The organism is Leucobacter chromiiresistens, from assembly GCF_001477055.1.
GTDB classification, from domain to species: Bacteria; Actinomycetota; Actinomycetes; order Actinomycetales; family Microbacteriaceae; genus Leucobacter; species Leucobacter chromiiresistens_A.
Genome location: NZ_LDRK01000087.1, coordinates 1 through 24,065 on the forward strand (window position 1 = coordinate 1; position 24,065 = coordinate 24,065).

Sequence of the window (24,065 nt, forward strand, 5' to 3'; positions counted from 1 at the left end):
GCCCCGACGAGCAGCCCCACAAGTCCGAGCAGCGCTCCGAGCGCCGCGGTCGCGCGCACGCGCCGCGCCACCGGCCTGCGCAGTTTCGCCGAACGCTCGACCGCCGCCTGCTTGCGCTGCATCTGTCGAGCGCGAATCTCCGCACGCACCTGTTCTGCCTCCGCTTCTGCGAGCGCGGCTCGACGCTCCGCGTCCTGACGCTTCTGCGCGCTCCGCAGCAGCCGCTCATGCGCGAGCGCCTCGCGAGCCGTCGCCTCGAGACGCACCTCCTGCGGCACCTCCGTGGTCTCGGCCAGGAGACGCAGCGTGCGCTGCAGCCGGAGCGCGTTCTTCTCGGCGGCGCGGAACTCGCGGCGCCTCGCCCAGTTGGGCACGAGCACGGCGCCCCACAGCAGCGCGGCGATCACGAAGATCACGCCTCCGCCCAGTACGCCGCCAGTCATGGGGATCACTGTACGGCGTGCGCGAGGAGCGCCGACTCCGGCGCGCCGCGATCCCGATCAAATGAGCTCCCGGCCGATCGGGGTCGGCAGCGGCGGGCGCGCGAGCACGCCGTCGGGGGCGACGGGATCAGCGCTGCGCCAGCCGCGCCACGTACCCCGACGGGGTCTCTCCGCGCAGCGCGACGAAGACCTCGTGATCGCGCCAGGCGCCGTCGATGTGGATGTAGTCGGTGCGCGATCCCTCATGCCGCAGCCCGAGCTTCGCCACGACGCGGAGCGAGGCGTCGTTCTCGGGCCTGATGCACACCTCGACGCGGTGCAGGCCGAGCGCCCCGAAGAGGTGGTCGATGACGAGTGCCGCGGCGGTGGTGGTGACGCCACGGCCCGCGACGTGCTCGGAGACCCAGTAGCCGATCTGCGACGACTGCAGGGCGCCGCCGCTGATCTCGGAGACGCTGAGCTGGCCGACCACGGCCCCGTCGTAGAGCACGACGAAGGGCATACCGCTCCCGGCGCGCAGCTGCTTGCGCAGGGTGCGCACCATCGGCCGCATCGACACCGAACCGGGCACCACGCTGCGGCCCGAGGGGTGCGTCGCCTCCCAGCGCTGCAGCCACGAGCGGTTCTCGGTCAGCAGCGCGCGCAGCGGCTCGGCGTCCGACCACCGGATGATCCGCACGGCCACCCGACCGGCCGAGAGCGTTCCCGGGTCGTCGATCTCGCGGCCGAGCGGCACCGGTTTCAGCCCTCGGAGCGCTGCTCGCGGAGGCGATCCGCGAAGTCGACGATCCAGTCGGAGATCTCCTCGCCCAGCTCGTCGTGGTCGACGCCGAGCAGCACGTTCGCCTTGATCCAGTCGGCGCGGTCGCCCGTGTCGTAGCGCCGCCCGCGGAAGACGACGCCGTAGACCGGGCCCTCGCCCTTGCCCTCGGCCAGGTGGTTGAGGCCGTCGGTGAGCTGGATCTCCCCGCCGCGCCCGGGCGGAAGTTCGTCGATCACGTCGAAGATCTCGGGCCGCAGCACGTAGCGGCCGATGATGGCGAGGTTCGAGGGCGCCTCCTCGGCCGACGGCTTCTCGACGAGGCCGGTGATGCGCACGACGTCGGGGTCGTCGGTCTCCTCGACCGATGCGCAGCCGTACAGGTGCACCGATTCGCGGGGCACCTCCATGAGCGCGATGACGGTGGCGCCGCGCGCGTCGTGCTCGGCGATCATGCGGTCGAGCAGCGGGTCGCGGGGATCGATGAGGTCGTCGCCGAGCAGCACCGCGAACGACTCGTCGCCGACGTGGCAGCGGGCCCGGCCGACCGCGTGCCCGAGCCCGAGCGGCTGGCCCTGGCGCAGGAAGTGGACCTCGGCGACCTCGCTCGACTCGCGCACCTTGTCGAGCTTGCCCTCGTCGCCCTTGCGCTCGAGCGAGTACTCGAGCTCGGGAACGCTGTCGAAGTGGTTGAGCAGATTGTCCTTGTTGCGGCCCGTGATGATCAGCACATCGCCGAGCCCGGCCGACGCGGCCTCCTCGACCACGTACTGGATCGCGGGCTTGTCGACGATGGGGAGCATCTCCTTGGGCATCGCCTTCGTGGCCGGGAGGAAGCGGGTGCCGAGCCCCGCGGCCGGCACAACGGCCTTCGTCACCGAACGGCTCTGGGTCGCGTGCTTCTCAGTCATAACGTCAGCCTATCCTTTGCGCCTGAGGCAGCAAAGTCATGCGGATGGGCTCGCGTCGCACCTATGCTGGGTGCTATGGCTCGGGACGCCCGCTCGGAGAAGATCGCGGTGCGATCGGCGGTGCGGGCCCGCCGACTGGGCCGGTCGGCGGCGGAGCGCGCGCGGCGCGGCGCGGGGCTCGCGGAGCAGCTCATCGGCCTCGTCTCGGCGCACGGCGCGCGATCCGTGACGGCCTACGCACCCCTCACCGGCGAACCCGACGTGAACGGCTTTCTGCGCTGGGCGCACGAGACGGGGGTGCGCGTGCTACTGCCCGTCTCGCTGCCCGGGCACCGCATCGCGTGGGCGGTCGACACGGGTGCGCACGTCGAGGGCCTGCACGGGATCCCGGAGCCGGGCGGACCCCGGCTGGAGACCGGGGCCGCGGCCGAGGTCGACCTGCTCATCGTGCCGGCGTGCGCGGTCGATGCGTCGGGCACCCGGCTCGGCTGGGGACTCGGCTACTACGACCGGATGCTCGGATCGCTCGACCGGAGGCCGCCGGTCTACGCCGTGGTCGATGATGAGGACGTGTACGCCTCGTTGCCCCGCGACGCCCACGACGTTCCGGTGACGGGCGCCGTCACCGCCTCGCGCGTGCTCCGCTTCGCTCCCGACGGCGAGCGGTAGCCCGGGCGCCCGCGCCGCTGCTCGACCCGACCGGGTATCATGGGTGCTTGTGCCTACGTACGCTTACCGCTGCTCCGACTGCGGCCACGCCTTCGACATCTACCAGGCGTTCTCCGACGCATCGCTGACCGAGTGCCCCGAGTGCGGCGGCACCCTGCGCAAGGTCTTCGGCTCGCTGGGGGTCACCTTCAACGGGTCGGGCTTCTACCGCACCGACTCGCGGTTGTCGGGCGGAGCGGGATCCGGATCGGCATCGCAGTCGGGATCCGGATCGACGGGAACGGGCTCCTCCGGCTCCAGCTCCGGCTCCTCGAGCTCCGGGTCGAGCTCGTCATCGGGATCGTCTGCGAGCTGACTGGCCTTCCCCGCAGCGCCTACGCCCAGTGCGGGGGCCGATCCCGCTTCAGCGCCTCGTCGTGCGCGGAAGCGGTTCCGAGCGCGGGGGCCTGCCCGCCCCATCCCTCCGGCCGATCCTCGGCGGCGCGCCCGGTCAGCGGATGCACCGAGGGGTGCTCGTCGACTCCGGGAGCTGCGGGCCGGGTCGCGCGCCGGGGCCGGCGACGGCGCGGCTGATCCTCCTCGTGAGCGCTCATCCGCGGCCCGGTGCGGCCGCGCCCTCCCCCGCGTCGTACCCGACGATGCGGGCGATGCGGAGCGCCACCTCGTCCGGATCGGCGAAGAGGTCGAAGCTCTGCACCCGGTGGTAGTGCCAGCCCAGACGGCGCAGCACGGCCGGCCGCAGCCGCAGCGTGTCGCGCAGGCTGTCGCCGCGGTACTCGCCGGAGGCCCCGAGATCGAGATCGATCGCGATCGCACGATCGTCGAGCGACGCAGCCAGCGGAATCGCGCCGCGGTAGTCCATCGCGACCGTGAGGCCGAGCGCTTCGAGCCGGTCCGCGAGCTCCCCGAGCATCGGATCGCGCTCCGCCGGCAGCGACGGCGTCGTGGGTTCCGGATGCTCGAACGCCAGCAGCTCGGCGAGCTCGACGACGCCGTGCTTGATGCGCGCACGGTCGAGATCCTCCGGTTTGAAGCAGCTGACGATCGTCATCGCCCGGCGCGCGCGCGTCATGGCGACGGCGAGGAGGCGCTCTCCGCCCGGCCGGCCGAGGCCGCCGAAGTTCGAGAGCACGCGACCGTGCGGGGTGCGGCCGAACCCGATCGAGAAGATCACGCGGTCGCGGCTCTGCGCGGTCGCCTGCTCGAGCGTGAGCACCGCGAACGGCTCAGCCCGCTCACCCAGCAGGAAGTCGCGGTACTGCGGGAACTTGGAGAACGCCTGCAGCACCGCCTGGTACACGCGCACGGCGTGGCGCTCGCTCGCCGTGATCACCATGAGCGATTCGCTCGACCGGTCGCTCGCGTGCTGCAGCACGAGCTGCACGACGCGCTCCACCTCGGCGTCGGTGCTCTCCACCGCACCGGTCTGCTGGTCGGGCAGCCCCTGCCCGCCGCGCACGAACTCGTACGTCAGGCTCGAGTGCTGCAGGAAGCTGCCGGCCCACGGCAGCGACTGGATCGCCCCGCCGTAGAAGCGGGTGTTCACGAGATTGGTCAGGTCCTCGCCGCCCGCCCGGTAGCTGCGCGTCAGCGTCAACGTGGGCAGCACGCCCCCGAGCTGCGCGAACGCGGAGCTGCGGTGCAGCGCGTCGGCGTCGACCGTCTCGCGATCCTCGTCGGATGCGCCCACGGCGATGTCGAAGTGCGACGGCGTCTGCGTCATGGTGTCGCCGAACGCGACGACCTGCTCGGCACGGCGGATCGCGCCGAGGTTCTCGGCGAGGGTCGTCGCCCCCGCGTCGACCACGAGTACGGCGTCGAAGCGCATCGTGTCGGGCAGCATCGCAACCTCGTAGGGCGACATCGCCCACACCGGCGCCAGCACCCCGAGCAGGTTCGGCGCGCGCTGCGCGAGCGACTGCGGCGACACGTACCCGCTGCGCAGCGCCTCGCGCATGGCGAGCGCCTCCTGCTTGTAGTCGAGCACCGCGATGCGCCACGCGTCGGAGAGCGACGCCGCCAGCAGCGCGCCGTTGGCGCCCGCGTGCGCATCGTCGACGAGCCGGAAGTCGGCCTCCAGCCGTTCGATCACGCTCGTGTTCGCGCTCAGCAGCGCCTCGTTGCTCTGCAGCATGCGCTCGAGCACCGACTGCCACCAGGCGAGCTCCAGCTCGTCGGCGACGTCCTCGGCCGGCACGTGGCGCGCCGAGAGGTCGTCGAGCAGGGGCTCGAGGTGCGCCGAGCGCATGCGCTCGACGATCGCCGTGCGCTCCTGGATGTTCTGCAGCACCTCCGACTCGCGGGCGAGATCGGAGATGCGGCTGGCGAGACGCGACAGGGTCTGCGTCTTCAGCCGATCCGCGTCCGATGTCGTGCCGAGCACCCGGTCGAGCGCATCGAGATCCTGATACGCCGACTGGAAGGCGACCACCACGTCGGAGATGCCGAGCGGCACCTCGGGGCGCGCGCCGACGACGGTGGTGTACCGCTGCCAGAGCACGCGCTGCTGCTGAATCTGCACCAGACGGGAGTACATGTCCGAGATGTGGACGCCGGGGCGCACGTATTCGCGGGCGAGCTTGCGCAGCCGGCGCTTGTTGGCGGCCGACATCTCGTCGTCGCCCCGGGGAGCGTGCGCGGCGATGACCTCGGTGAGCGAGCGGTCGTACACTTCGGGCGTGAAACGGTCGAGCGTCTCGCGGATGCCCATGAGCAGGCGCAGGTACACCCCGAGCTCGGCGATGGTCTCGTAGGGGCGCATCGAGGTCTGGCCCACGAGCTCGTTCGACATCGAGATCAGGCGCGGCAGCTGCGACTCGGCGAGATCGACGGCGGTGCCGTACGCGGAGCGCGCCTCCTCCGTCGTCGCGAAGCTGACGCCGTACCACGGCGAATCCTCGGGCCCGTACTGGAACTGACCGAGACGGGCGACCTCGGTCAGCGCCTCGGCGACCGACGTGCGGTCGAGCGTGAGCTGCCCGAGGGCCTGGTCATCGAGCCGCACCGTGGTGCTCGGCGGGCGCTCCTCGAGCGAGAGCGCGGTGAGCTTGCGCAGCGCGTCGAGCGGCGAGACGCCGAATCGCTCATCGGGGGCCGAGAGCGCCGCCTGATAGTCGAGCAGCACGCCGCGCAAGCGCACGAGCGCCTCGTCGACGTCGCGCAGCTGCTCCGTGCGGGCGTTCTCGTTGCGGCTGATCGACTCGACCAGGTTTCGGCGCAGGCGACGGGGGCTCACCGCCATGCCCGCGAGACCCGCGCGCGTCAACCGGTGCGCGATGCCGTCGAGCGTGGCGCGGCGCGGCGAGACCACGAGTACGCGCTTGCCGGCGCGCACGAGGTTGCCGATCGCGTTGACGACGGTCTGCGTGCCGCCCGTGCCGGGCAGCGTGTGCACGACCAGCGAGTGGCCGGCGTCGATCTGCGCGAGCACGTCGTCCTGCTCGGCGTCCGCGTCGTAGAGCGTCCGATCCGTGTCGGGCGAGCGCTCGTCGGGCGGGGTGGCCGTGACCGGACGGTACGCCGCCGCGAGCTGCCGCTTCGCCGGCTCGTTGCCGCAGACGGCCGCGAGCACGGGAGAGGTGAGCTCCTTCGCATCGGCCACCATCGACTGCGCCACGTTGTGGAACGACGAGACCACGAGGCGGGGCTGCACGACGAACCCGGGGACGCCCGCGGCCATCTGCCGCAGACGGTCGATCACGGGTTGCGGCTTGAACACGCCCTCCGACTGCGACAGCTCGATGAGCGTTCGCGCGTCGACGCTGATGCCGAACTGCTCGCGCATCGCACGGATGAGCTCGGAGTTGACGACCGGGAACTGCTTGAGCTTGAGCTCGAAGTCGCGGCCGTAGCGGCGGATGGCGAGGGGGCGCAGCAGCACGGGAGCGCAGAACTCCTCGCCCTCGTACTCCCACTTGGCAATGCCGACGCCCAGGTTGACGGTCTCGAGCCCGCGCACGGTGCGCATTTCGATGGCCTTGTCGGTGACTCGGCCCGCCGCCGCTCGCGCGTGGCGCAGAGCGAGATCGTCGCGGATGAGCGCCGAGAGGAGGATCTTGTTGCCGGTGATGAACTGCGGCAGCCCGCCCGGGTGAGTCGTGGAGAGCTCGATGCGATTCGCCGGGCGGTCGTCGAAGTGCAGCAGCGGGTTGCGCCCGCCGATGCTCGCGAGTTCGCGCCGCCAATCGGCGTGCTCGTCGGCGTAGGCGTCGACCAGAGACACGGGCCCGCTCAAATCGGCTGCCAGATCGGGTTCATCGCGGGGCGCCTGCGCGGGCGCCTTGGCGAGCGCCCCCTCGTTCTGCGGCTGCTGAGCGGCCGCCCGGGTATCCGCGCCCGCTTCCGCTCCCACGCCGTTCGCGCGCGTGGAAGACGACTCGGCGCTCTCCGCGCCGCGGCCCTTTTCGGGTCGCCGTAACCGATCTACACTCCACACACCGCCACCCTACGCAGAACTCCCGGGAATCAGCGCTGATTTCCCGGAGTTTCGCGGCGCGTCGCCCCGCTCAGTCGCGCGAGGCGCCCGTGACCACGGGGTCGGCCACCTGCACCTCGCCGCCCCGGAGCTTCGCGAGCCCTCGCATGAGGTGGTAGACGACGACGGCTGCAATCGTGCCGAGCGCGATGCCGTTGAAGAGCACCGACCCGATCTGCAGCGTGAAGTCGGCGATGCCGACGATGAGCGGCACGGCCGCCGAGAACTGGTTGATCGGCTTCGAGAAGTCGACGCCGTTGTCGATCCAGATCTTGACGCCGATCAGCCCGATGAGACCGTACAGGGCGACCGTCACCCCGGCGAGCACGCCGGAGGGCACCGAGAAGATCAGCTCGCCGACCTTCGGCGAGAAGCTGAGCAGCACGGCGAAGAGGCCGGCCACCCAGTAGGCGGCGGTCGAGTAGACGCGCGTGGCGGCCATCACGCCGATGTTCTCGCCGTAGGTGGTCGTGCCCGATCCGCCCCCGAAGCCCGCGAGCATGGTCGAGACGCCGTCGGCGAGGAGCGCGCGGCCCGTGAGCGGATCGAGATCCCGCCGCACCATGAGGCCGACGCTCTTCACGTGGCCGACGTTCTCGGCGATCAGCACGAGCACGACGGGGAGGAAGGCGGGGAGCAGACCCCACAGCGTCGGGTCGGCGAACGGATTGCCGACGGCGTGGAAGGCGGGCAGACCCAGCCAGGGCGCGTCGCCGACCTTCGAGAGGTCGACCTCGCCCATGAGCGCGGCCGAGACGTAGCCGACCGCCATGCCGAGCACGATCGAGAGCCGCCCGAGCAGTCCGCGGAAGAGCACGGTGATGAGCAGCACCGCGGTGATCGTGATGAGCGCGACCCACCCCGAGAGCTCCGTCGCGTTCCAGTTGTTCTTCACAGCTGGCGCGAGGTTGAAGCCGATGAGGGCGACGATCGCGCCCATGACCACCGGGGGCATGAGCGCGTTGATCCACCCCGATCCGAAGCGGTGCACGATGAGGCCGACGATGGCCATGAGCACGCCGATCGCGAGGATGCCGAACGATGCGCGGCCGAGGTCGGGGTTCTCGGGATCGCCTCCCGCGGTCGCCGCGAGGATGGGGGCGATGAAGGCGAAGGAGGACCCGAGATAACTGGGCAGCCGGTTGCCGGTGATCAGCAGGAAGAGCAGTGTGCCGAGCCCCGAGAAGAACAGCGTCGCGGTCGGGCTGAAGCCGGTGAGCAGCGGAACGAGGAAGGTGGCGCCGAACATGGCCACGACGTGCTGGGCGCCGAAGCCGACGGTGCGCAGCCAGCTCAGCCGCTCCTCGGGCAGCACGATCGCCTCCGGCGCGACGCGCGTTCCGTCGCCGTGCTGCTTCCAGGTCAGTGCCATCGGTGCTCCTCGGGGGTTCCGGATCGCGACGTGCCGCGCAGCCACCCCTTCGAGCGCACAGCCAAGCTCATATCTTAGTGCTCGGCGGGCGCCCGGTCGCCACGGCCGCGGCGACCGGATCCGCCGCCCTCGAGCGCGACGGCCGCGCCGACCGGATCAGTCGCCCGGCGAACTCCGGGTCAGTCGCCCTCGGCCTCTGCGACGTAGACCTTGCGGATGTGATCGTCCACCGTCCACCGCGTGCGGGTGCCCGCGACCAGCCGCATGACGTCGCCGGCGGCGACCTCCACGACGCGGCCAGCCGCATCGGGTTCGCCCGGCACGTCGAGCAGCTCGATCGAGGCGGAGCCGCTGAGCACGATGAAGAGCTCGTCGACCTCGGTGTCGGTGACGGTGCCGCTGCGCAGCTCCCAGATGCCGAGCTCGGCTCCGCCGATGCCCCCGAGATCCGCGATCCCCTGCACCGGGTTCCCGGAGACGGTGTCGGCGGGATCGACCGCTTCGAGCTCGACGTCGGTCCCGGTGCCGCTCACGGCGAGGTTGCGCCCCTCGGGCAGCAGGCCGCTCACGAGTCGAACCCGAAGCCGACGGCGTCCATGGTCTTGAGGAACAGGTTGCGCTTGCCCCCGTTGTGGTCGGCGCGGTCGAACGACCAGCGGAAGAGATTGACCCCGATCGAGGCGGCGGGCTCGGGCGGGAAGGGCAGCGGCATCTGCCGCACCATCTCGAGCTCGGTGCGCTCCGTCGCACGGCCCTCGAACCGGTCGACCATCACGTCGGCGGCGAAGTGCGTGGCGCCCACGCCGAGACCGGTGAACCCTGAGACGTACTGCACACGGCCGCCGTGCGCCTGCCCGAAGAACGCGCAGAAGCGAGTGCTCGAGTCGATGGCGCCCGCCCAGCGGTGCGAGAACTTGACGCCCGCGAGCTGCGGGAAGGTCGTGAAGAAGTGGCTCGCCAGCTTGCGGTGGCTCTCCATCCGGTCCTCGTACTCGCGCTTGATGCGGCCGCCCGCGTGGTAGACCGCGTCGTAGCCTCCCCAGAGGATGCGGTTGTCCTTCGTGAGCCGCGAGTAGTGGAACTGGTTCGCGAGGTCCGAGAGGCCCTCGCGGCCCTCCCAGCCGATCGACGCCAGCTGCTCGTCGGTGAGGGGCTCCGTCATCAGCACGTAGTCGTACACCGGGATGGTGTGGAAGCGGTAGCGCTTCAGGAGCGAGGGGAACACGTTGGTGCAGAGCGCCACGCGCTCCGCGATGAGCGTGCTGCCGTTCGCGATGGTGAGGCGGATCGGCTCCTCCGCCGAGCCGTCCAGCTTCTGCACGGGCGAGCCCTCGTAGATCTCGACGCCGATCTCGGCGGCGTGGCGCGCCAGCTCGAGCGCCAGCTTGGCCGGGTGGATGTTCGCGTTCTCCCGCGGCGAGAACTCGCCGCCGAGGAACGTGGGCGAGGCGATGCGCCGCTGCAGGGCGTCGCGGTCGAGCGTGACCACGTGCTCGTCCTCGCTCTCCCCGAGCCAGTCGACCTGGTAGGGCTCGTTCGCGACCGACAGTGCGCCGTTGCGCTCGAAGTCGACGTCGAGGCCGTGCTCGGTGATGAAGCGCTCGATCGCGTCGAGGTTCTCGTAGCCGATGCGGCGCAGCGTGCCGGTCTCGTCGGGCCACCGCGATTCCGCGTTCGGCTCGCCGTGCGTGATGCTCGCCTCGCAGAACCCGCCGTTGCGGCCCGACGCCGCCCAGCCGATGCGCACGGCTTCGACGAGCACGACGCGGCGGTCGGGGTGCTCCGTCTTCAGCTTGATCGCCGTCCAGAGCCCCGAGAAGCCGCCGCCGACGACGGCGTCGTCGACTTGCTGGTCCCCGCTGAGCTCGGGGTGGTGGGGCGCCTGCGCCGCGACGTCGTCGGTCCAGAAGCAGGAGAGCTTCGTGCCGGCGAGCGACGCGTCGATCACGTCGTCTGCGGGAGCCTGGGTTTCGAAAATGGTGGGGTGCATGGGTTCCTCGTCCTCGATGTCCGTCACGATCCTCGCACATTCGTGCTGCCGTGTACACCATCAGAATCGCCGATAATCCACGCGATCGAACACTGCATCGCGAATCGGCCGCCGAATCCGCAAATCTTCAGGCGGAATCTCTGCGGAATCAGCAGACCTCCCGACGCGCATCGCTCGACGCGAGAGCGACGGCGGGACCACTCAGCGCTGGTCGCTCGGCGGCTTCATGATGGCGCCGGTGGCGAGCCCCATCGCGAGACCCGCGGGGAGCCAGAGCCAGAACTGGGTGAGCGCCCCGAGCACCACGCCCATGATCGCCCCCATGACGAGACCGACGATGATCTGCTTCCGCCGAGCCTGCGGCGACGGCGGCTCCGACGGAGGCGTACTCCGATCTCGGGGGGTCGATCTCCGGCTCACTGCGCATCTCCTTCCGTGCGCCGCTCCGCGGCGGCGCTCCCAGCGGGGCTCTCGGCGGCGGCGCCCTCGGCGGACGCCGCATCCGCGGCAGCCCGATCCGAGGCGTCGAGCGCCTCGAGCGCCGCGATCCGCTCCGGTTCGGCGCCCGAGCGTCTCGCCGCGTCGACGAGCCGTCCCGTTGCTCGCGCGATCTTCGCCACGCTCAGCGACGGTTCGGCGCCCGCGGCCCGCAGCACCGGCTCCACCAGGTCGAGCGCCGCGCGCGGTGCGCCGGGCAGCAGCTCGGCCTCCCACTCGCGCCAGGCGCGAGCCACGCCGGTGACGCGATCGAACGCCTCGACCCGATCGTCCGCCAATTCGACGAGCTCCGCCCCCGCGGCATCCGCGAGCACGACGACGGTGCGCTCCGTGCTGAGCTCGGCGATCGGCGCGACCGCGTCGGCGGCTCCGCCGATCCGGGCCCGCAGCTCGGCCCGCACCCCGTCGGGCATCGCGTCGTCCAGCGGCCAGAAGAGCTCCTGCACCTCCGACGCGCCGCGCTCCTTCAGATGCCACCCCGCATCTGACCCGCCGTGCCGCACCCGCAGCGCGAGGCCGCGACGCGCGAGATCCGCGTCGCTCGTGTCGAAGTAGACGGCCGAGAGCTCGTACGTGATCGGCGAAGCGGCGGTGAGTCCCGTCTCGGCGAAGGCGGAGTCGGGCGGCAGCGGCAGATCCGCCGCGACCTCGTACTTGCGCTCGATCTCGAGCGACTGCCGGCCCGCGTTCTCACTCATCCGACCAGTGTACGCCGATCGTGGTCTGCGGCTCAGGGAGCGGGTCGGGGCGGCCCGGGCGGCCCGGGCGTCCCGGTGGCGGCACCGCCGTCCGCCCCGTCACCGCTCCCGCCTCCGCCCGCTCCCGAGCCCGCGTCCGCTCCCGCGGACCAGACGATGCCCGCACCGGCGAGCACCACGAGCATCACGCCGACGAGCGCCGCCGGAGTGAGCACCTGGCTCAGCAAGAGGGCTCCGACGATCGTTCCGACGACGGGGTCGAACGCGAAGAAGACGCCGAGCACGCGCGCCGAGGTGAGTCGCCCCGCGAGCGTGTCGACCGTGAACGCCAGGGCGGTGCCGAGCAGCGCCGACGCGATCAGCGGGAGCAGGTGCGGCGGGGCGATGAGCGGCACGGCGGGCACCGAGAACGGCAGGGTGAGGATCGCGGCGACGACCACCGACAGTGCGACGCCCTGCAGGCCGCCGCTGGCGTGGCCCACCCGGGCGGCGAGCAGGGTGTACAGCCCGAACGAGGCACCCGCGAGCAGCCCGAAGACGATGCCGAGGGGGTCGAGCGGCCCGCCGAACCCCGCGATGAGCGCTACCCCCAGCAGCGCCACGACCGCGAGCAGCCCCTCCCGCGCTCGGCGCGACGCGAACAGCGCCACCGCGCACGGCCCGAGGAAGTCGAGCGTGGTGGCGATCCCGAGCGGCAGCCGATCGACGGCGAGATAGAGCATCGCGTTCATCGTGGCCATGGCGACCCCGTAGAGCACGATGCCGAGCCACTCGGCCCGCGACCGACCGCGCAGCTTCGGCCGGAAGAGCGCGACCAGGATGAGCGCGGCGATGGCGAGGCGCAGCGAACTCGTGCCGAGCACGCCGAGCGGCTCGAAGAGGCCGACCGCGAAGACTGCCGACAGCTGCACCCCGGTCGCGCCGACGAGCACCAGCAGCATCGCGCGCACGATCGCTCCGCGGCTGAATCGGTGGGCGACGTGCACGGAGCTCATCAGACCGAGCTTAGTGCGTGCGCGGGGCCGGCGTTACACTGTGCGGGTGCCCGAGACGCCCGAAGACTTCGCAGCGGCAGTGAGCCGCGCTCGCGACGCGTGCCGGGAGACCGCCGCGCGCCTCGACGCCGCCGGGGTGGCGCGCGAGTTCCTGGCCGAGTACGTCGCGCCCCGGCGCCGCTTCCTGGTGATGCGACCGGCCGTCATGCGGCCCGTCGGCGAGGTGTGGCGCGTCGGATCGCTGCTGCTCACCGCATCCGGCGAGTTGTCCGAACTGGGGCACGCGACGCGCGCCGCCGAGCGGGGGCGCCCCGGCTACCAGTCGGCTTCGCGCGAAGAGCGACGGGAGATCGCAGCCGCGGCCCTGCGCGGCGGGTACGCGATCGGCGACGCGGTGAACTACGACGCTCGCCCCATTCCGCTCGACGGAGCTTCGGCCGCGACGCGGGCCGCGCTCGCCGGCGCCGGACCGGTCGGGTTCGACGCCGGCGAGGTGCGGGTGCGCTGGAGGGACGGCGCACCCCTCACGGGCGCGCCGACCCTCGCGTCGTTCCTCGCGGAGCGGGCGGAACTGCTGATCTCCCCGCCGTTCAGCGGGGAGTGATCCGCTAGCGCTCCGGCTCTGCGCGCGCCACCGCTCCGGTTCTGCGCGCGCCACCGCTCCGGCTCCGCGGGGTCGCCGGCACCTACTTCGCGAGGAAGGCGGCGAGCGCCTCGTTGACCTCATCGGCGTGAGTCCACAGCAGGCCGTGCGGCGCGCCCTCGACCTCGACGTACTCGGCATTCGGCACGAGCTTCGAGAAGCGACGCGCGGTCGCGTCGATGGGGAGGATGTTGTCTGCGGTGCCGTGCAGGATGAGAGTCGGCTTGCCGCTCTCGCGCACCGCGTCGACGTCTCCGCGGAAGTCCTCGATCCAGGTGGGCACGACGGCGTACGCGGCGACCGGGGCGCTCGAGGTGGCCACGTTCCAGCTCGCGGTCACGGCCTCCTGGCTGATGCGGGAGCCGAGCGTGTCGTCGAGGTTGTAGAAGTCGGAGAAGAACTGCGTGTACCAGGCGTAGCGATCCGCCCGCGCCGACTCGGCGATCCCGTCGAAGACGCTCTGCGGCACGCCCTCCGCGTTGTCGTCGGTCTGCACGAGAAACGGCTCGAGCGAGGCGAGGAACGCGAGCTTCGCGACGCGCTCGTGGCCGTACGTTCCGACGTAGCGCGCGAGTTCGCCGGTCCCCATCGAGAAGCCGACGAGCACGACGTCGCGCAGGTCGAGGGTCTCGAGCACGGTGTTGAGGTCGGCCGCGAAGGTGTCGTAGTCGTAGCCCGCATGCACCTTCGACGAGTTGCCGAATCCGCGGCGGTCGTAGGTGATGACGCGGTAGCCGGAGGCGAGGAGCTCGCGGGTCTGGCGCTCCCAGCTGTGGCCGTTCAAGGGATAGCCGTGGATGAGGACGACGGGCTGCCCGCTGCCCTGATCCTCGTAGTACAGCTCAATGGGTGCGCTGTTCTCGGTGCCGACGGTGATGTAGCCCATGATGTGCTCCTCTCCTGGCGAGAACGATCGTTCTCACTCGTGGTTCACTGTACGAGAACGCGCGTTCTCTGTCAAGTAGACTGTGCGCATGGACGACGACGAGGCACGGGAGCGCATCGCGAGCGCAGCGGAAGATCTCTACTACCGCAAGGGCTTCTCCGCTGTGGGCATGGACGAGGTGCGCTCGAGCGCCGGCGTCTCCCTCCGCCGTCTCTACGCACTCTTCCCCTCCAAAGACGCCGTGATCACGGAGGTGCTCGCACGCCGGCACCGGGAATGGGAGCAGGGCCTCTCGCAGCGGGTCGACGCAGCCGGGCCGAGCACCCGCGACCGGCTGCTCGCCGTGTTCGACTACCTCGATGGCTGGTTCCGCGATCCCGCGTTCCGCGGCTGCGCCTTCATCAACGCATTCGGAGAGCTCGGCGGAACGCACGCCCATGTGGCCGAGATCGTGCAGGATCACAAGGCGTCGTTCCAGCGCTGCATGTCGCAGCTGGTGCGCGCAGCCGGCGGCACCGAGTCGCTCGCCGCGCAGCTTGCGATCCTCGCCGAGGGCGCGCAGAGCACCGCCGCCATCGGCGACGACCCCGCGGCCGCGCGTCACGCGCGCGACGCTGCCGAAGTACTCATCGCCCATACGGCGGCGAAGTCGGGCAGCGCCTGACAATTCTGCACTCCTACGGACGCTGTCGTCACCGACCGATACACTTGTCGGGCGGCTGCGGCGCTTCGGGCGCCGTGCGCGGCCTCAGCTTGGAGCCGATGAACACGTCGCAGGAAGGCTCAGACATGAGCACGATCAGTCCCCCGAACACCGACGTCGTCTGGGCGGAGGTAGAACACGGCTTCTACGTCGGCAGCCGAGGCGGCGAGTTCCTCGGATACATCGATGTCGAACACGATACGAGAAACGTCGTCTGCGACATGTACTCGCGACCGGTCGGCGAGTTCGCCTCGCTCGCCGAGGCGATGCACGCACTCGAAACCCTGCAGCCATCAGAGGAAGGGGCAGCCAGCATTGCCTGAGTCACATCCCGCCACGGGAAGCATTTCCCTCCCCGAAGGCGCACTGCGCTCCCTCGTCTATTCGAGCGAGGCGGTCACCCGCTTCTACCAGGACGACCTCGATCAGCTCCTGGTGCAGGCGCGACAGCACAACCAGTCGGTCGACATCACCGGCATCCTGCTGTACAAGAACGACCAGTTCATCCAGTTCCTCGAGGGCCCGCCGGAGGCGGTCGACGCCCTCATGGAGACCATCCGCCGCGACGTCCGCCACACCAACGTGCGCATCCTCATCGACGAGTTGACGCTCGAGCGGCAGTTCGACGAGTGGACCATGGGCTACCATCCGATGAAGAACCAGACGTCAGCGGCGCTCCCCGGCTTCCGCGACTCGTTCGCCGACATCGCGGAGTCCCCCGACGCCCTCACGACCGGCCGCGCTGCGAAAGAGCTCGCGCTGTGGTTCCGAGTGCGCGCCGCGAAGCGGAACGAGGTCGCTGCCTGACCTGTACGCATCCGCACGCAGCCCCTTCGCGCCTCGGCACGGAGGGGCTGCGTCATTCTCGCGCCTGCCCCGGGGCGGTGCGCGGCGGCTGCGCGCGGGGGCTTCGCGCTGAGGCTTCGCGCGGCGGCTGTGCGCTGGGGCTTCCCGCGGGGCTTCGCGGTGGGCTTCGCGTGCGGCTTCGCGGTGGGCTTCGCGCGAGAAGGAGGGGTTCGCGTGAGAGTGAGGATTTCTGACGCTCCGATTCCCTCGCGATCAATGCAGACCCTCGGTTTCGCGCGGGTGGTGCGGGCGCGGGCGGCGCGGGTGGCGCGGGCGGCGCGGGCGGCGGAACCGCGCTCAGCGACAGGGGCGCGAGCTCGCACTCTCGGACCGCGAGCCCGCAGAGCCGCTCCGAGTGCCCACGGGAACCTCGCAGTGGAAACGGCGCGCCCCGCGGGATACGCTCGATGCATGGCGGAGCACGAGGACCACGACGGCGCATCGTCGCAGAGCGACGAGAAGCTCGCCAACTTCATCGCGTACGGCGTCCCGTTCGGGCTGATCGCCGGCGTGATCATCGGCACGCTGACGGGGAATATCGGCTTGTGGATCTCCCTCGGCCTCACGTTCGGGATACTGGGCGGCGTGATCGCTCACTCTGCGCGTCGCCGCACCGGCGCGGCCGACCCGGACGCCGAGGAGTAGGCGCGAGTTCGCGCAACCCGCCGGCTTCTGCGTGCCGCGTCGTGCGCGCCGCACGACGCGGGCTGTGCGCTGTGCGCTGTGCGCCGTAAAAGGGTGCCCCGGAGAGGAATCGAACCTCCGACACCTTCTTTAGGAGAGAAGTGCTCTATCCACTGAGCTACCGGGGCGCGGGGCCGGTCGACCGGCCCATGCGAGTCTAGCGCACCACCCCTACCCTCCTCGCCCGCACCCGGCCCGAGCCGGGTCGCTTTCCGTGCGTGTCGACAGTGCGACACCCACGAGAAGTGACCCCGCTCGCACAATTTAGGGTCGGCGGGGCGGGAACGCGAAAGCGGGCGGGGTCGAAACCCCGCCCGCTTGAGCGCGTGCACCCGTGAGGGTTAGAAGCGGACCACCGTCAGGCCGGTCTCGCCGCCGGGAGCGATCGGGCCGATGCGGGTCGTGCCGCCCCAGCCGCCGTGCACGGCCTGGCCGTTGCCGATGTAGACGCCGACGTGCTGGCCCGGGAAGACGAGGATGTCGCCGGGAGCGTAGTTGCCGCTCGTGACGACCGTTCCGCCGAGTGCGGTGTACTCGTGCACCTGCGTGCCGAGGTCGCCCGCGGGGATGCCCACGGCGCGCAGCGACTTCTCGACGAGCGCGGTGCAGTCCTGGTTGACGCCGAGCTGCGCGAGCGCCGCGTCGACGATGCCCTGTGCGCCGCTTCCGGGAGGAACGTCGCCCTCCTGCGGAGCCTCGGGCGCCTCGCCCGCCGCGGCGGGTGCGCCGCCCTCGGCAGGAGCTGCGGCGTTTGCAGCCTGCTGCTCGGCGAGCTGCTCGGCCTTCGCCTCGTCAGCGGCTGCCTTCTTCTCGGCGGCGACCGCAGTGGCTTCGCTGCCCTCGGCGTCGACGACGACGTTCGCCACCGGCGCGGCAGTGCTCGTCTGAAGCGACTGCGCGGCCAGGAACCCGTCGGGAACCTCGTTGACACCGGCGGGCGTCTCGTTCGTCGCGTACGCCGGGATGGAGAACGTGCCGACCATGCCCAGGCTCAGTGCAGCTGCGCCGGCCATCTGTACGATCCGCTTCGCTCGCGACGGAGTGCGTCCGACGAGCTCGCTCGGAAGCACGATGTCCGTGCTGGAGTGCTGAGTCACGTGTATATCTGCCTTACTGTTGCCAACTGGTGTCTGCGTCAGGTGCAGCCCCTGCGGGCCGCGACCGTTAAAGCGTAACCGAACATCACGAATATGTCACGCTCGGGTCACGAAACCTTCAAGTACCGCTGAAACATGCGCCCGGACTCGCCTGCAGCCGCCGCGAAATATCTCGATGCCGAGCGATCACGCCTCAGATCACTCCCTGCGCGAGCATCGCGTGCGCGACCGTCTCGAACGCCGCGGAGTTCGCTCCGAGCACGTAGTCCCCGGGCCGCCCGTACCGCTCCGAGGCGGCGTAGGTCGAGGCGTGCACGTCGCGCATGATGTCTCGGAGCCGCGACTCGCTCTTGTCCCGATCCCACCGAGAACGGGCCGCGTTCTGGCTCATCTCGAGTGCAGAGGTCGCCACCCCGCCGGCGTTCGCCGCCTTACCCGGGGCGAAGAGCACGCCGGCCTCGCGGAAACGGGCGACCGCTTCCGGGGTTGCGGGCATGTTCGCACCTTCGGCGACCGCGCGCAGGCCGCCGGCGATGAGTGTGCGCGCATGGTCGCCGTCGAGTTCGTTCTGGGTGGCGCACGGGAATGCGATCTCCCCCGGCACGTCCCACACCGAGCCCGATGCGACGAAGTGCGCGCCCGGGCGGCGCTCGGCGTACGCGGAGATGCGGGCGCGCTCCACCTCTTTGACCTGCTTGAGCAGTTCGACGTCGATGCCCCGCTCGTCGACGATGTACCCGCTCGAGTCGGATGCCGTCACGGCCGTGCCGCCGAGCTGCTGGATCTTCTCGATGGCGTAGGTCGCGACGTTGCCCGAGCCCGAGACGATGGCGCGGCGCCCGTCGATCCCCTGCCCGGCGCGCAGCAGCATCTCCTCGGCGAAGAACACCGCCCCGTAGCCGGTGGCCTCGGTGCGCACCTCCGCCCCGCCCCAGCCGATGCCCTTGCCGGTCAGCACGCCCGCCTCGTAGCGCTGCGTGATGCGCCGGTACTGCCCGAAGAGGTAGCCGATCTCGCGACCGCCGACGCCGATGTCTCCGGCGGGGATGTCGGTGTGCTCGCCGATGTGGTGCACGAGCTCCGTCATGAAGCTCTGGCAGAACCGCATCACCTCGGCATCGCTCTTGTCGCTCGGGTCGAAGTCCGATCCGCCCTTGCCGCCGCCGATGCGCTGCGACGTGAGCGCGTTCTTGAAGATCTGCTCGAACCCCAGGAACTTCACGACCGACAGGTTCACGCTCGGGTGGAAGCGGAGCCCCCCTTTATAGGGGCCGAGCGCCGAGTTGAACTGGACGCGGTAGCCGCGGTTCACCCGCACGCGCCCGGTGTCGTCGGTCCAGGGCACCCGGAAGATCAGCTGCCGCTCGGGCTCGACGAGGCGCTCCAGAATGCCGGCCTCGATGTATTCCGGGTGCTCGGCGAGCACGGGCTCCAGAGTCTCGAGCACCTCGCGCACGGCCTGCTGGAACTCGGGCTCGGCCGCGCTGCGACGCGCTACGGTGTCGGCGATGTCTCGCAGGTGGGCGTCGGGTGTCAGCAACGGCAATGTCGGCTCCTCGGGTACTGCGTTGTTCGCTACTGCGAGACGAAGATGTGGGCGGCGACCTCGCTCGGCAGATCGATCGCTTCGCTCGATCCCTCGACCTCGACGTGCACGATGTGCCCGCTGCGGCTGAACGACGCCCGCTTGCCCGGGAGCACCCCGGCCGCGGCGAGCTGCTCGAGCAGTTCGGGATCGACCTGCAGCGGCTCGGCGAGCCGCTTGATGCGTGCGACGACCACGGCGTCGGGATCGATGAGCAGCTCGGTGAGCCCCGTCACCCCGGTCTGGAACGAGCCGGCGCGCACGGCGCCGAGCTCGTCGAGACCCGGAATGGGGTTGCCGTAGGGCGATTCGGTGGGATTGCCGAGGATGCCGAGGAGCTTGCGCTCGACCTGCTCGCTCATCACGTGCTCCCAGCGGCACGCCTCCTCGTGCACGTAGGCCCACTCGAGGCCGATCACGTCGGCGAGCAGACGCTCCGCGAGGCGGTGCTTGCGCATCACGTGGATCGCCTTGCTGCGGCCGTCGACGGTGAGTGCGAGGCGGCGATCATCGGTGACCACGACGAGGCCGTCGCGCTCCATGCGTCCGACGGTCTGCGATACGGTGGGCCCCGAGTGACCGAGGCGCTCGGAGATCCGAGCGCGCAGGGGGACGATCCCCTCCTCCTCGAGCTCCAGAATCGTGCGGAGATACATCTCGGTCGTGTCGATCAGATCCGTCATCGCCGTCCTTTCGGGTCCGTCGTCCAGCTTAGGCCATCGCGACCCCGCGACGCGGTCCGGCTGTCTGCGCTCGATACAATTGCGCTCATGGCTGATATCACGATCCCCACTGAGCTTCTGCCCGCCGACGGCCGCTTCGGCTGCGGCCCGTCGAAGGTGCGAGACGAGCAGCTCGCCTTCCTCGGCTCGCTGCAGCCGCGCGTTCTGGGCACGTCGCACCGTCAGGCGCCGGTGAAGGACCTGGTGGGGAGCGTGCGCTCCGGCCTCGCCGAGCTGTTCCGGGCGCCCGAGGGCTACGAGATCCTGCTCGCGAACGGCGGTGCCACGACGTTCTGGGATTCGGCTGTGCACTCGCTCATCGAGCACCGCAGTCAGCACCTCACGTTCGGCGAGTTCGGCGCGAAGTTCGCGAAGGCGGCGGGCGCGGCTCCCTTCCTCGAGGAGCCCGATGTGCGAGCGGCCGATGCCGGTTCGCGCTCGACGGCGGAGCCGGTCGCGGGCGTCGATGTGTACGCCTACCCGCACAACGAGACCTCGACGGGCGTGATGGCTCCCGTCCGTCGCGTGGCGGGAGATGCGGGTGCGCTCACTGTGGTCGATGCGACGAGCGGCGCCGGCGGCATCGACTTCGACGCCGACCAGGTGGACGTCTACTACTTCTCCCCGCAGAAGAACTTCGCCTCGGATGGCGGCATCTGGTTCGCGCTGGTCTCGCCTGCCGCGATCGAGCGCATCGAGCGGGTCGCCGCCTCGGGCCGCTACATTCCGGAGACCCTGAACCTCGCGGGGGCGGTGGAGAACTCTCGGAAGAACCAGACGCTCAACACCCCGGCGCTCGCGACGCTCGGCATGATGGACGAGCAGGTGCGCTGGATCAACGCCAACGGCGGGCTGTCGTGGGCCGCCGCCCGCACGGCCGAGTCGTCGGGTGTGCTGTACGAATGGGCCGAGCGCACGGCGGTCGCCACGCCCTTCGTCTCGGACCCGGATCATCGCTCGCAGGTCGTCGTCACGATCGACTTCGACGACTCCGTCGATGCTGCAGCCATCTCGAGCGCGCTGCGCGCCAACGGCGTCGTCGATACGGAGCCGTACCGCAAGCTCGGCCGCAACCAGTTGCGGATCGCGACCTTCACCGCGATCGAGCCCGACGACGTGCGCGCTCTCGTGGCCTCCATCGACTACGTGCTCGAGCGCCTCGGCTGAGCGCGAGCGGCGCCGGGACGGCCCGCCCGTGCGGGGCGGGCCGTCGGGCCCGGGCGCCTAGGGGGTAAGCTCCGGGCCCGACGGGAAGCGGGGGTCGCGAGCGCCCGGGCATCGCCGCAGCGATCGCGACGCGCATCCGCTTCTGTTCCGGGGCGCCCGTCGGGAGGAAGGCCCCGGACGCCCCGGCCCTGCACCCACGATATGCAGCGGCGCGCGGAACCGGATCCGGGAGATCTACGTATTCCGCGCGCGGCGGGGGCGGCTACTCCTCGGAGTCGTCGTCTTCGGAGTCGTCGTCTTCGGAGTCGTCGTCCGACTCGTCGTCGACGTCATCGGTGTCCTCGTCGAAGAGCTCGGCGTCGTCGGAGTCGTCGTCGATGTCCTCGTCCTCGGAGTCGTCCTCGTCATCGGAATCGTCGTCGTCCGAATCATCGCCGTCCGAGTCGTCGTCATCGGAGTCGCCATCCGAATCGTCGTCGTCCGAATCGCCGTCGAACGCGTCGCCGTCCTCGTCGAGGTCGACGCCGTCGAGGTCGTCCTCGAAATCGTTCTCGAGCTCGTCGTCCTCGGCGTCCGCCGCCTCGTCGTCCGCCTCCCCCGACGAATCCGCCTGCTTGGCGTGCCCCTCGCGGTACTGCGCGAGACGCTCGGACCAGGGCACCCAGTCGGGGGCGATCACCGAGTCGGGCCCGGGGAGCAGCTCCACCTCGAGCACCGTCACCGGGGCGTCGTCGCTCGTGCGGGCGAGGGTCGCCGCCCACCGCCATCCGGGGTAGCCCGCCAGACGGCACTCGAAGAGCAGCGTGAGCACGCGGGGCTCTTCGACCTCGTATCCCGCGTCGGCGCCGATCATCGCGGGGTCGGTGATCTCCGCCAGGGCGGCGCGCGCCTGGTCGCGCGCGGCGAGCAGGACGGCGTCGGGCGAGAGCTCGGTCTCAGACATCGAAATCATCCGCCACCCGCCGCAGCATCGTCGCGACCTTGCGCGACTGCGAGCGCTCGGGGTACTGCCCGTGCTTCAAACGCTCGCCGAGCCCGTCGAGCAGCTTGACCAGATCCTCGATGATCACCGCCATCTCGTCGGCCGACTTGCGGCTGCGCTTCGCGAGGCGCGGGGTGTCGAGCACCTGCACGGAGAGCGCCTGCGGGCCGCGCCGCCCTTCGGCGACGCTGTACTCCAGACGCGTTCCGGCCTGGATGTCGGCGTCCTCCGGCACGACCGACGCGTGCAGGTACACCTGCGCGCCGTCATCCCCCTGGATGAACCCGAAGCCCTTCGCCTCGTCATAGAACCTGACCTTGCCGTTCGGCATGCCTCGTTCCCCTCCGTCTCCTCGTGATGCGCCGCGGAGCCCGCGCGCTCGTTCGCGAGCGCGCTCCCCGAGCATTCAGCCAATTCTAGCGGGGGAACTTGCTCTCGCGCGGAGCCGGGATGCCGATAAAATGGAGCGGATGTCCCCTGAACCCAGCACCCCGTCGATCCTCGAGCGGATCCTCGCCTACGCGTCGCTCTCCATCATCGCGCTGGCGCTCCTCTCCTTCTTCGCGACCCTCATCGTGGGGATGAACGATCGCTTCGCCCTCGCCGAGGGTCTCTGGCCCCTCGTGTACGGCATCTCGATGATCGGTCTGCCGATCGGCTTCGTGCTGCTGATCGCACTGCTGATCCTGACCCAGCGCCGCCGCCGCACGGAAACCCGGAAGCTCTCCGGCCGCTAGGTCGGACGCGCTGATGAGCGGCACACTCGCGCTCGCCTCCGCCATCGCGGAGATGGATCGCGACACCCTCGCGGCTCTGGTCCGCGCCCGGCGGCCGCATGCGCACGCGAGCATCACCGATCCGATCGGGCTCGCGTCGGAGCTCCTGAAGCCCGACTCGATCACCCGCGCGCTCGCGCCGCTCGATCGCGCGCAGCTGGCCGCGGTGCGCGATCCGCGCTCCGCCGACGCGGCCCGCATCGAGCAGCTCCGGGGACTCGGACTGCTCGGCCGGGACGGGGATGCGGCCATCGCGCTGCCCGAGGTCGAAGCCGTGCTCGACGAGGCGCTGGCCTCGGCCGGATCGGATGACGCGCGGCGCGCGGCCGACCTGTTGCCGTCCGGCCCCGTGGCCGATGATGACGAGGACGTCGATACGAGCGTCTGGTTCACCTCGGCCCTCACCGCGGTGGGGCAGGCGGCCGAGTGCCTGCGCATGCTGCGCGACCGCCCCGGCAAGCTCAACCGGTCGGGCAGCATCGCCGTCGCCACCGTGAAGCACTTGGCGGAGGCCACGGCGATCGAGCCCGACGAGGTGGCGCTCGCGCTCGCCGCGCTGCTGCGCGCGGACCTCATCACCGCGCTCGTCGACGACCAGCTCCTCATCGCCGCATCCGGCTCCGGTGCCTGGCTCGGCCGCGGCCACGTCGAGCGCTGGATCGCGCTCGCCCGGGCCGCGCTGCGGGAGATGCCGGCCCCGCTGCGCGCCGAGTGGTCGGCTGCGGCTCGACCTCGATGCGATGTGCGGGCGCTCGCCGCATCGGTGCCCGAGGAGTATCCCCTGCTCCCCGCTGCCGACCTCGCAGCAGTCGCCGATTTCGCGCGGCTCGCCGAGTATCTCGGTCTCACCGTCGCGGGCCGCTGCACCGACGTCGCCGACGCGCTGCTCGCCGGGGGCGACGCCGCCGGCACCGACGACGCCGCCGACATCTCCGCCGATGTGGCCGCCGCCATGCCCGCGACGGCTGCGGGCGTCTACGTGCAGCCCGACCTCAGCGTCGTCGTCCCCGGACCGCTGCCGCCCCGCGACGAGGAGGTGCTAGTGGCGCTCGCCCGGCCCGAGCACATCGGGGTCGCCTCGACCCGCCGCATCAGCGAGGCCTCCATCGCCGGCGCGTACGAGCGGGGCCTCACCCCCGCCACGGCGCGCGACGCGTTCGCGCG

The 24,065-nt window shown here is 70.9% G+C and carries 26 protein-coding genes, 1 tRNA gene and 1 pseudogene; 10 read left to right on the forward strand and 18 right to left on the reverse strand.

From position 1 onward, the window contains the following. From NS354_RS10590 to galU, 3 genes and pseudogenes are all read right to left on the reverse strand, one after another. A pseudogene (locus NS354_RS10590) lies at nt 1-443 on the reverse strand (hypothetical protein); the annotation flags it as partial. A 127-nt stretch (nt 444-570) separates the two neighbouring features. Further along, nucleotides 571-1,179 carry a GNAT family N-acetyltransferase gene (locus NS354_RS10595; RefSeq protein ID WP_058594458.1) on the reverse strand — a complete coding sequence of 203 codons (609 nt, stop codon included), beginning with the start codon at nt 1,177-1,179 and terminating at the stop codon, nt 571-573. Nucleotides 1,180-1,184: 5 nt separating this feature from the next. After that, nucleotides 1,185-2,114 carry a UTP--glucose-1-phosphate uridylyltransferase GalU gene (gene galU / locus NS354_RS10600; RefSeq protein ID WP_058594459.1) on the reverse strand — a complete coding sequence of 310 codons (930 nt, stop codon included), beginning with the start codon at nt 2,112-2,114 and terminating at the stop codon, nt 1,185-1,187. Between the two features lie 75 nt (nt 2,115-2,189). Here galU and NS354_RS10605 point away from each other — a divergent pair, with 75 nt between their 5' ends. Together NS354_RS10605 and NS354_RS10610 are read left to right on the forward strand one after the other, a co-directional pair. Next, complete coding sequence (locus NS354_RS10605; protein WP_058594460.1) at nt 2,190-2,783, forward strand: 5-formyltetrahydrofolate cyclo-ligase; 594 nt, start codon at nt 2,190-2,192, stop codon at nt 2,781-2,783. A gap of 49 nt (nt 2,784-2,832) precedes the next feature. Next, on the forward strand, nt 2,833-3,138 hold the full coding sequence (locus tag NS354_RS10610) for an FmdB family zinc ribbon protein (RefSeq protein WP_058594461.1): 306 nt from the start codon (nt 2,833-2,835) through the stop codon (nt 3,136-3,138). Between the two features lie 19 nt (nt 3,139-3,157). On the opposite strand, the gene NS354_RS10615 is transcribed toward NS354_RS10610, so the two are convergent. From NS354_RS10615 to NS354_RS13900, 8 genes are all read right to left on the reverse strand, one after another. Beyond that, on the reverse strand, nt 3,158-3,376 hold the full coding sequence (locus NS354_RS10615; protein ID WP_058594462.1) for a hypothetical protein: 219 nt from the start codon (nt 3,374-3,376) through the stop codon (nt 3,158-3,160). Beyond that, on the reverse strand, nt 3,373-7,005 hold the full coding sequence (locus tag NS354_RS10620) for an AAA family ATPase (RefSeq protein WP_241490491.1): 3,633 nt from the start codon (nt 7,003-7,005) through the stop codon (nt 3,373-3,375). The genes NS354_RS10615 and NS354_RS10620 overlap by 4 nt, the downstream gene beginning before the upstream one ends. Nucleotides 7,006-7,288: 283 nt before the next feature. Next, entirely contained in the window at nt 7,289-8,629 is a 1,341-nt protein-coding gene (locus tag NS354_RS10625; protein ID WP_058594464.1) for a uracil-xanthine permease family protein, read from the reverse strand. 179 nt (nt 8,630-8,808) lie between these two features. Continuing rightward, a complete protein-coding gene (locus tag NS354_RS10630; protein ID WP_058594465.1) occupies nt 8,809-9,198 on the reverse strand; it encodes a cupin domain-containing protein in 390 nt (129 codons plus the stop codon). Next, entirely contained in the window at nt 9,195-10,619 is a 1,425-nt protein-coding gene (locus NS354_RS10635) for an NAD(P)/FAD-dependent oxidoreductase (protein WP_058594479.1), read from the reverse strand. The genes NS354_RS10630 and NS354_RS10635 overlap by 4 nt, the downstream gene beginning before the upstream one ends. A 201-nt stretch (nt 10,620-10,820) precedes the next feature. After that, a complete protein-coding gene (locus NS354_RS10640; RefSeq protein ID WP_010156249.1) occupies nt 10,821-11,039 on the reverse strand; it encodes a hypothetical protein in 219 nt (72 codons plus the stop codon). Beyond that, nucleotides 11,036-11,815, reverse strand: a complete 780-nt coding sequence (locus NS354_RS10645; protein WP_058594466.1) for a CYTH domain-containing protein — start codon at nt 11,813-11,815, stop codon at nt 11,036-11,038. Before NS354_RS10645 ends, NS354_RS10640 begins: the two co-directional genes overlap by 4 nt. A 32-nt stretch (nt 11,816-11,847) precedes the next feature. Further along, nucleotides 11,848-12,810, reverse strand: coding sequence for an EamA family transporter (locus tag NS354_RS13900; protein WP_193750765.1), 963 nt, complete (start codon nt 12,808-12,810; stop codon nt 11,848-11,850). Between the two features lie 46 nt (nt 12,811-12,856). Here NS354_RS13900 and NS354_RS10655 point away from each other — a divergent pair, with 46 nt between their 5' ends. Further along, nucleotides 12,857-13,414: a hypothetical protein gene (locus NS354_RS10655; RefSeq protein WP_058594480.1), complete on the forward strand. Its 558-nt coding sequence runs from the start codon at nt 12,857-12,859 to the stop codon at nt 13,412-13,414. 82 nt (nt 13,415-13,496) lie between these two features. Here the strand turns inward: NS354_RS10655 and NS354_RS10660 are convergent, their stop codons facing one another. Further along, entirely contained in the window at nt 13,497-14,339 is an 843-nt protein-coding gene (locus NS354_RS10660; RefSeq protein WP_058594467.1) for an alpha/beta fold hydrolase, read from the reverse strand. A gap of 88 nt (nt 14,340-14,427) precedes the next feature. Between NS354_RS10660 and NS354_RS10665 the strand changes: the two genes are divergently transcribed. The 4 genes from NS354_RS10665 to NS354_RS10680 all read left to right on the forward strand — a co-directional run bounded on the left by NS354_RS10665 (nt 14,428) and on the right by NS354_RS10680 (nt 16,533). Next, nucleotides 14,428-15,003, forward strand: a complete 576-nt coding sequence (locus NS354_RS10665) for a TetR/AcrR family transcriptional regulator (protein ID WP_058594468.1) — start codon at nt 14,428-14,430, stop codon at nt 15,001-15,003. 98 nt (nt 15,004-15,101) lie between these two features. After that, nucleotides 15,102-15,365 carry a hypothetical protein gene (locus NS354_RS13420; protein ID WP_058594469.1) on the forward strand — a complete coding sequence of 88 codons (264 nt, stop codon included), beginning with the start codon at nt 15,102-15,104 and terminating at the stop codon, nt 15,363-15,365. After that, nucleotides 15,358-15,849: a BLUF domain-containing protein gene (locus tag NS354_RS10675; RefSeq protein WP_058594470.1), complete on the forward strand. Its 492-nt coding sequence runs from the start codon at nt 15,358-15,360 to the stop codon at nt 15,847-15,849. Before NS354_RS13420 ends, NS354_RS10675 begins: the two co-directional genes overlap by 8 nt. A gap of 450 nt (nt 15,850-16,299) precedes the next feature. After that, a complete protein-coding gene (locus tag NS354_RS10680) occupies nt 16,300-16,533 on the forward strand; it encodes a hypothetical protein (RefSeq protein ID WP_058594471.1) in 234 nt (77 codons plus the stop codon). 94 nt (nt 16,534-16,627) lie between these two features. Here the strand turns inward: NS354_RS10680 and NS354_RS10685 are convergent. The 4 genes from NS354_RS10685 to NS354_RS10700 all read right to left on the reverse strand — a co-directional run bounded on the left by NS354_RS10685 (nt 16,628) and on the right by NS354_RS10700 (nt 19,937). Beyond that, nucleotides 16,628-16,700 (reverse strand) — tRNA-Arg (locus tag NS354_RS10685). Between the two features lie 213 nt (nt 16,701-16,913). Beyond that, on the reverse strand, nt 16,914-17,585 hold the full coding sequence (locus NS354_RS10690) for an NlpC/P60 family protein (RefSeq protein ID WP_153002189.1): 672 nt from the start codon (nt 17,583-17,585) through the stop codon (nt 16,914-16,916). A 277-nt stretch (nt 17,586-17,862) separates the two neighbouring features. Next, entirely contained in the window at nt 17,863-19,209 is a 1,347-nt protein-coding gene (gene gdhA / locus NS354_RS10695) for an NADP-specific glutamate dehydrogenase (protein WP_430736004.1), read from the reverse strand. Nucleotides 19,210-19,244: 35 nt separating this feature from the next. Then, nucleotides 19,245-19,937 carry a metal-dependent transcriptional regulator gene (locus tag NS354_RS10700; protein ID WP_058594474.1) on the reverse strand — a complete coding sequence of 231 codons (693 nt, stop codon included), beginning with the start codon at nt 19,935-19,937 and terminating at the stop codon, nt 19,245-19,247. An 87-nt stretch (nt 19,938-20,024) separates the two neighbouring features. On the opposite strand from NS354_RS10700, the gene serC reads away from it, so the two are divergent. Then, entirely contained in the window at nt 20,025-21,143 is a 1,119-nt protein-coding gene (gene serC / locus NS354_RS10705) for a phosphoserine transaminase (RefSeq protein WP_058594475.1), read from the forward strand. A gap of 262 nt (nt 21,144-21,405) precedes the next feature. Here the strand turns inward: serC and NS354_RS10710 are convergent, their stop codons facing one another. Together NS354_RS10710 and NS354_RS10715 are read right to left on the reverse strand one after the other, a co-directional pair. After that, nucleotides 21,406-22,086 carry a DUF3027 domain-containing protein gene (locus NS354_RS10710; RefSeq protein WP_058594476.1) on the reverse strand — a complete coding sequence of 227 codons (681 nt, stop codon included), beginning with the start codon at nt 22,084-22,086 and terminating at the stop codon, nt 21,406-21,408. Then, entirely contained in the window at nt 22,079-22,456 is a 378-nt protein-coding gene (locus tag NS354_RS10715) for a cold-shock protein (RefSeq protein ID WP_058594477.1), read from the reverse strand. The genes NS354_RS10710 and NS354_RS10715 overlap by 8 nt, the downstream gene beginning before the upstream one ends. A 139-nt stretch (nt 22,457-22,595) precedes the next feature. Here NS354_RS10715 and NS354_RS10720 point away from each other — a divergent pair, with 139 nt between their 5' ends. Beyond that, nucleotides 22,596-22,862 (forward strand): hypothetical protein, encoded by a 267-nt coding sequence (locus NS354_RS10720; RefSeq protein ID WP_082678034.1) that lies wholly within the window; start codon nt 22,596-22,598, stop codon nt 22,860-22,862. 13 nt (nt 22,863-22,875) lie between these two features. Beyond that, nucleotides 22,876-24,065: helicase-associated domain-containing protein (locus NS354_RS10725; RefSeq protein WP_193750766.1), on the forward strand; the 1,190-nt coding region annotated here is incomplete at its 3' end.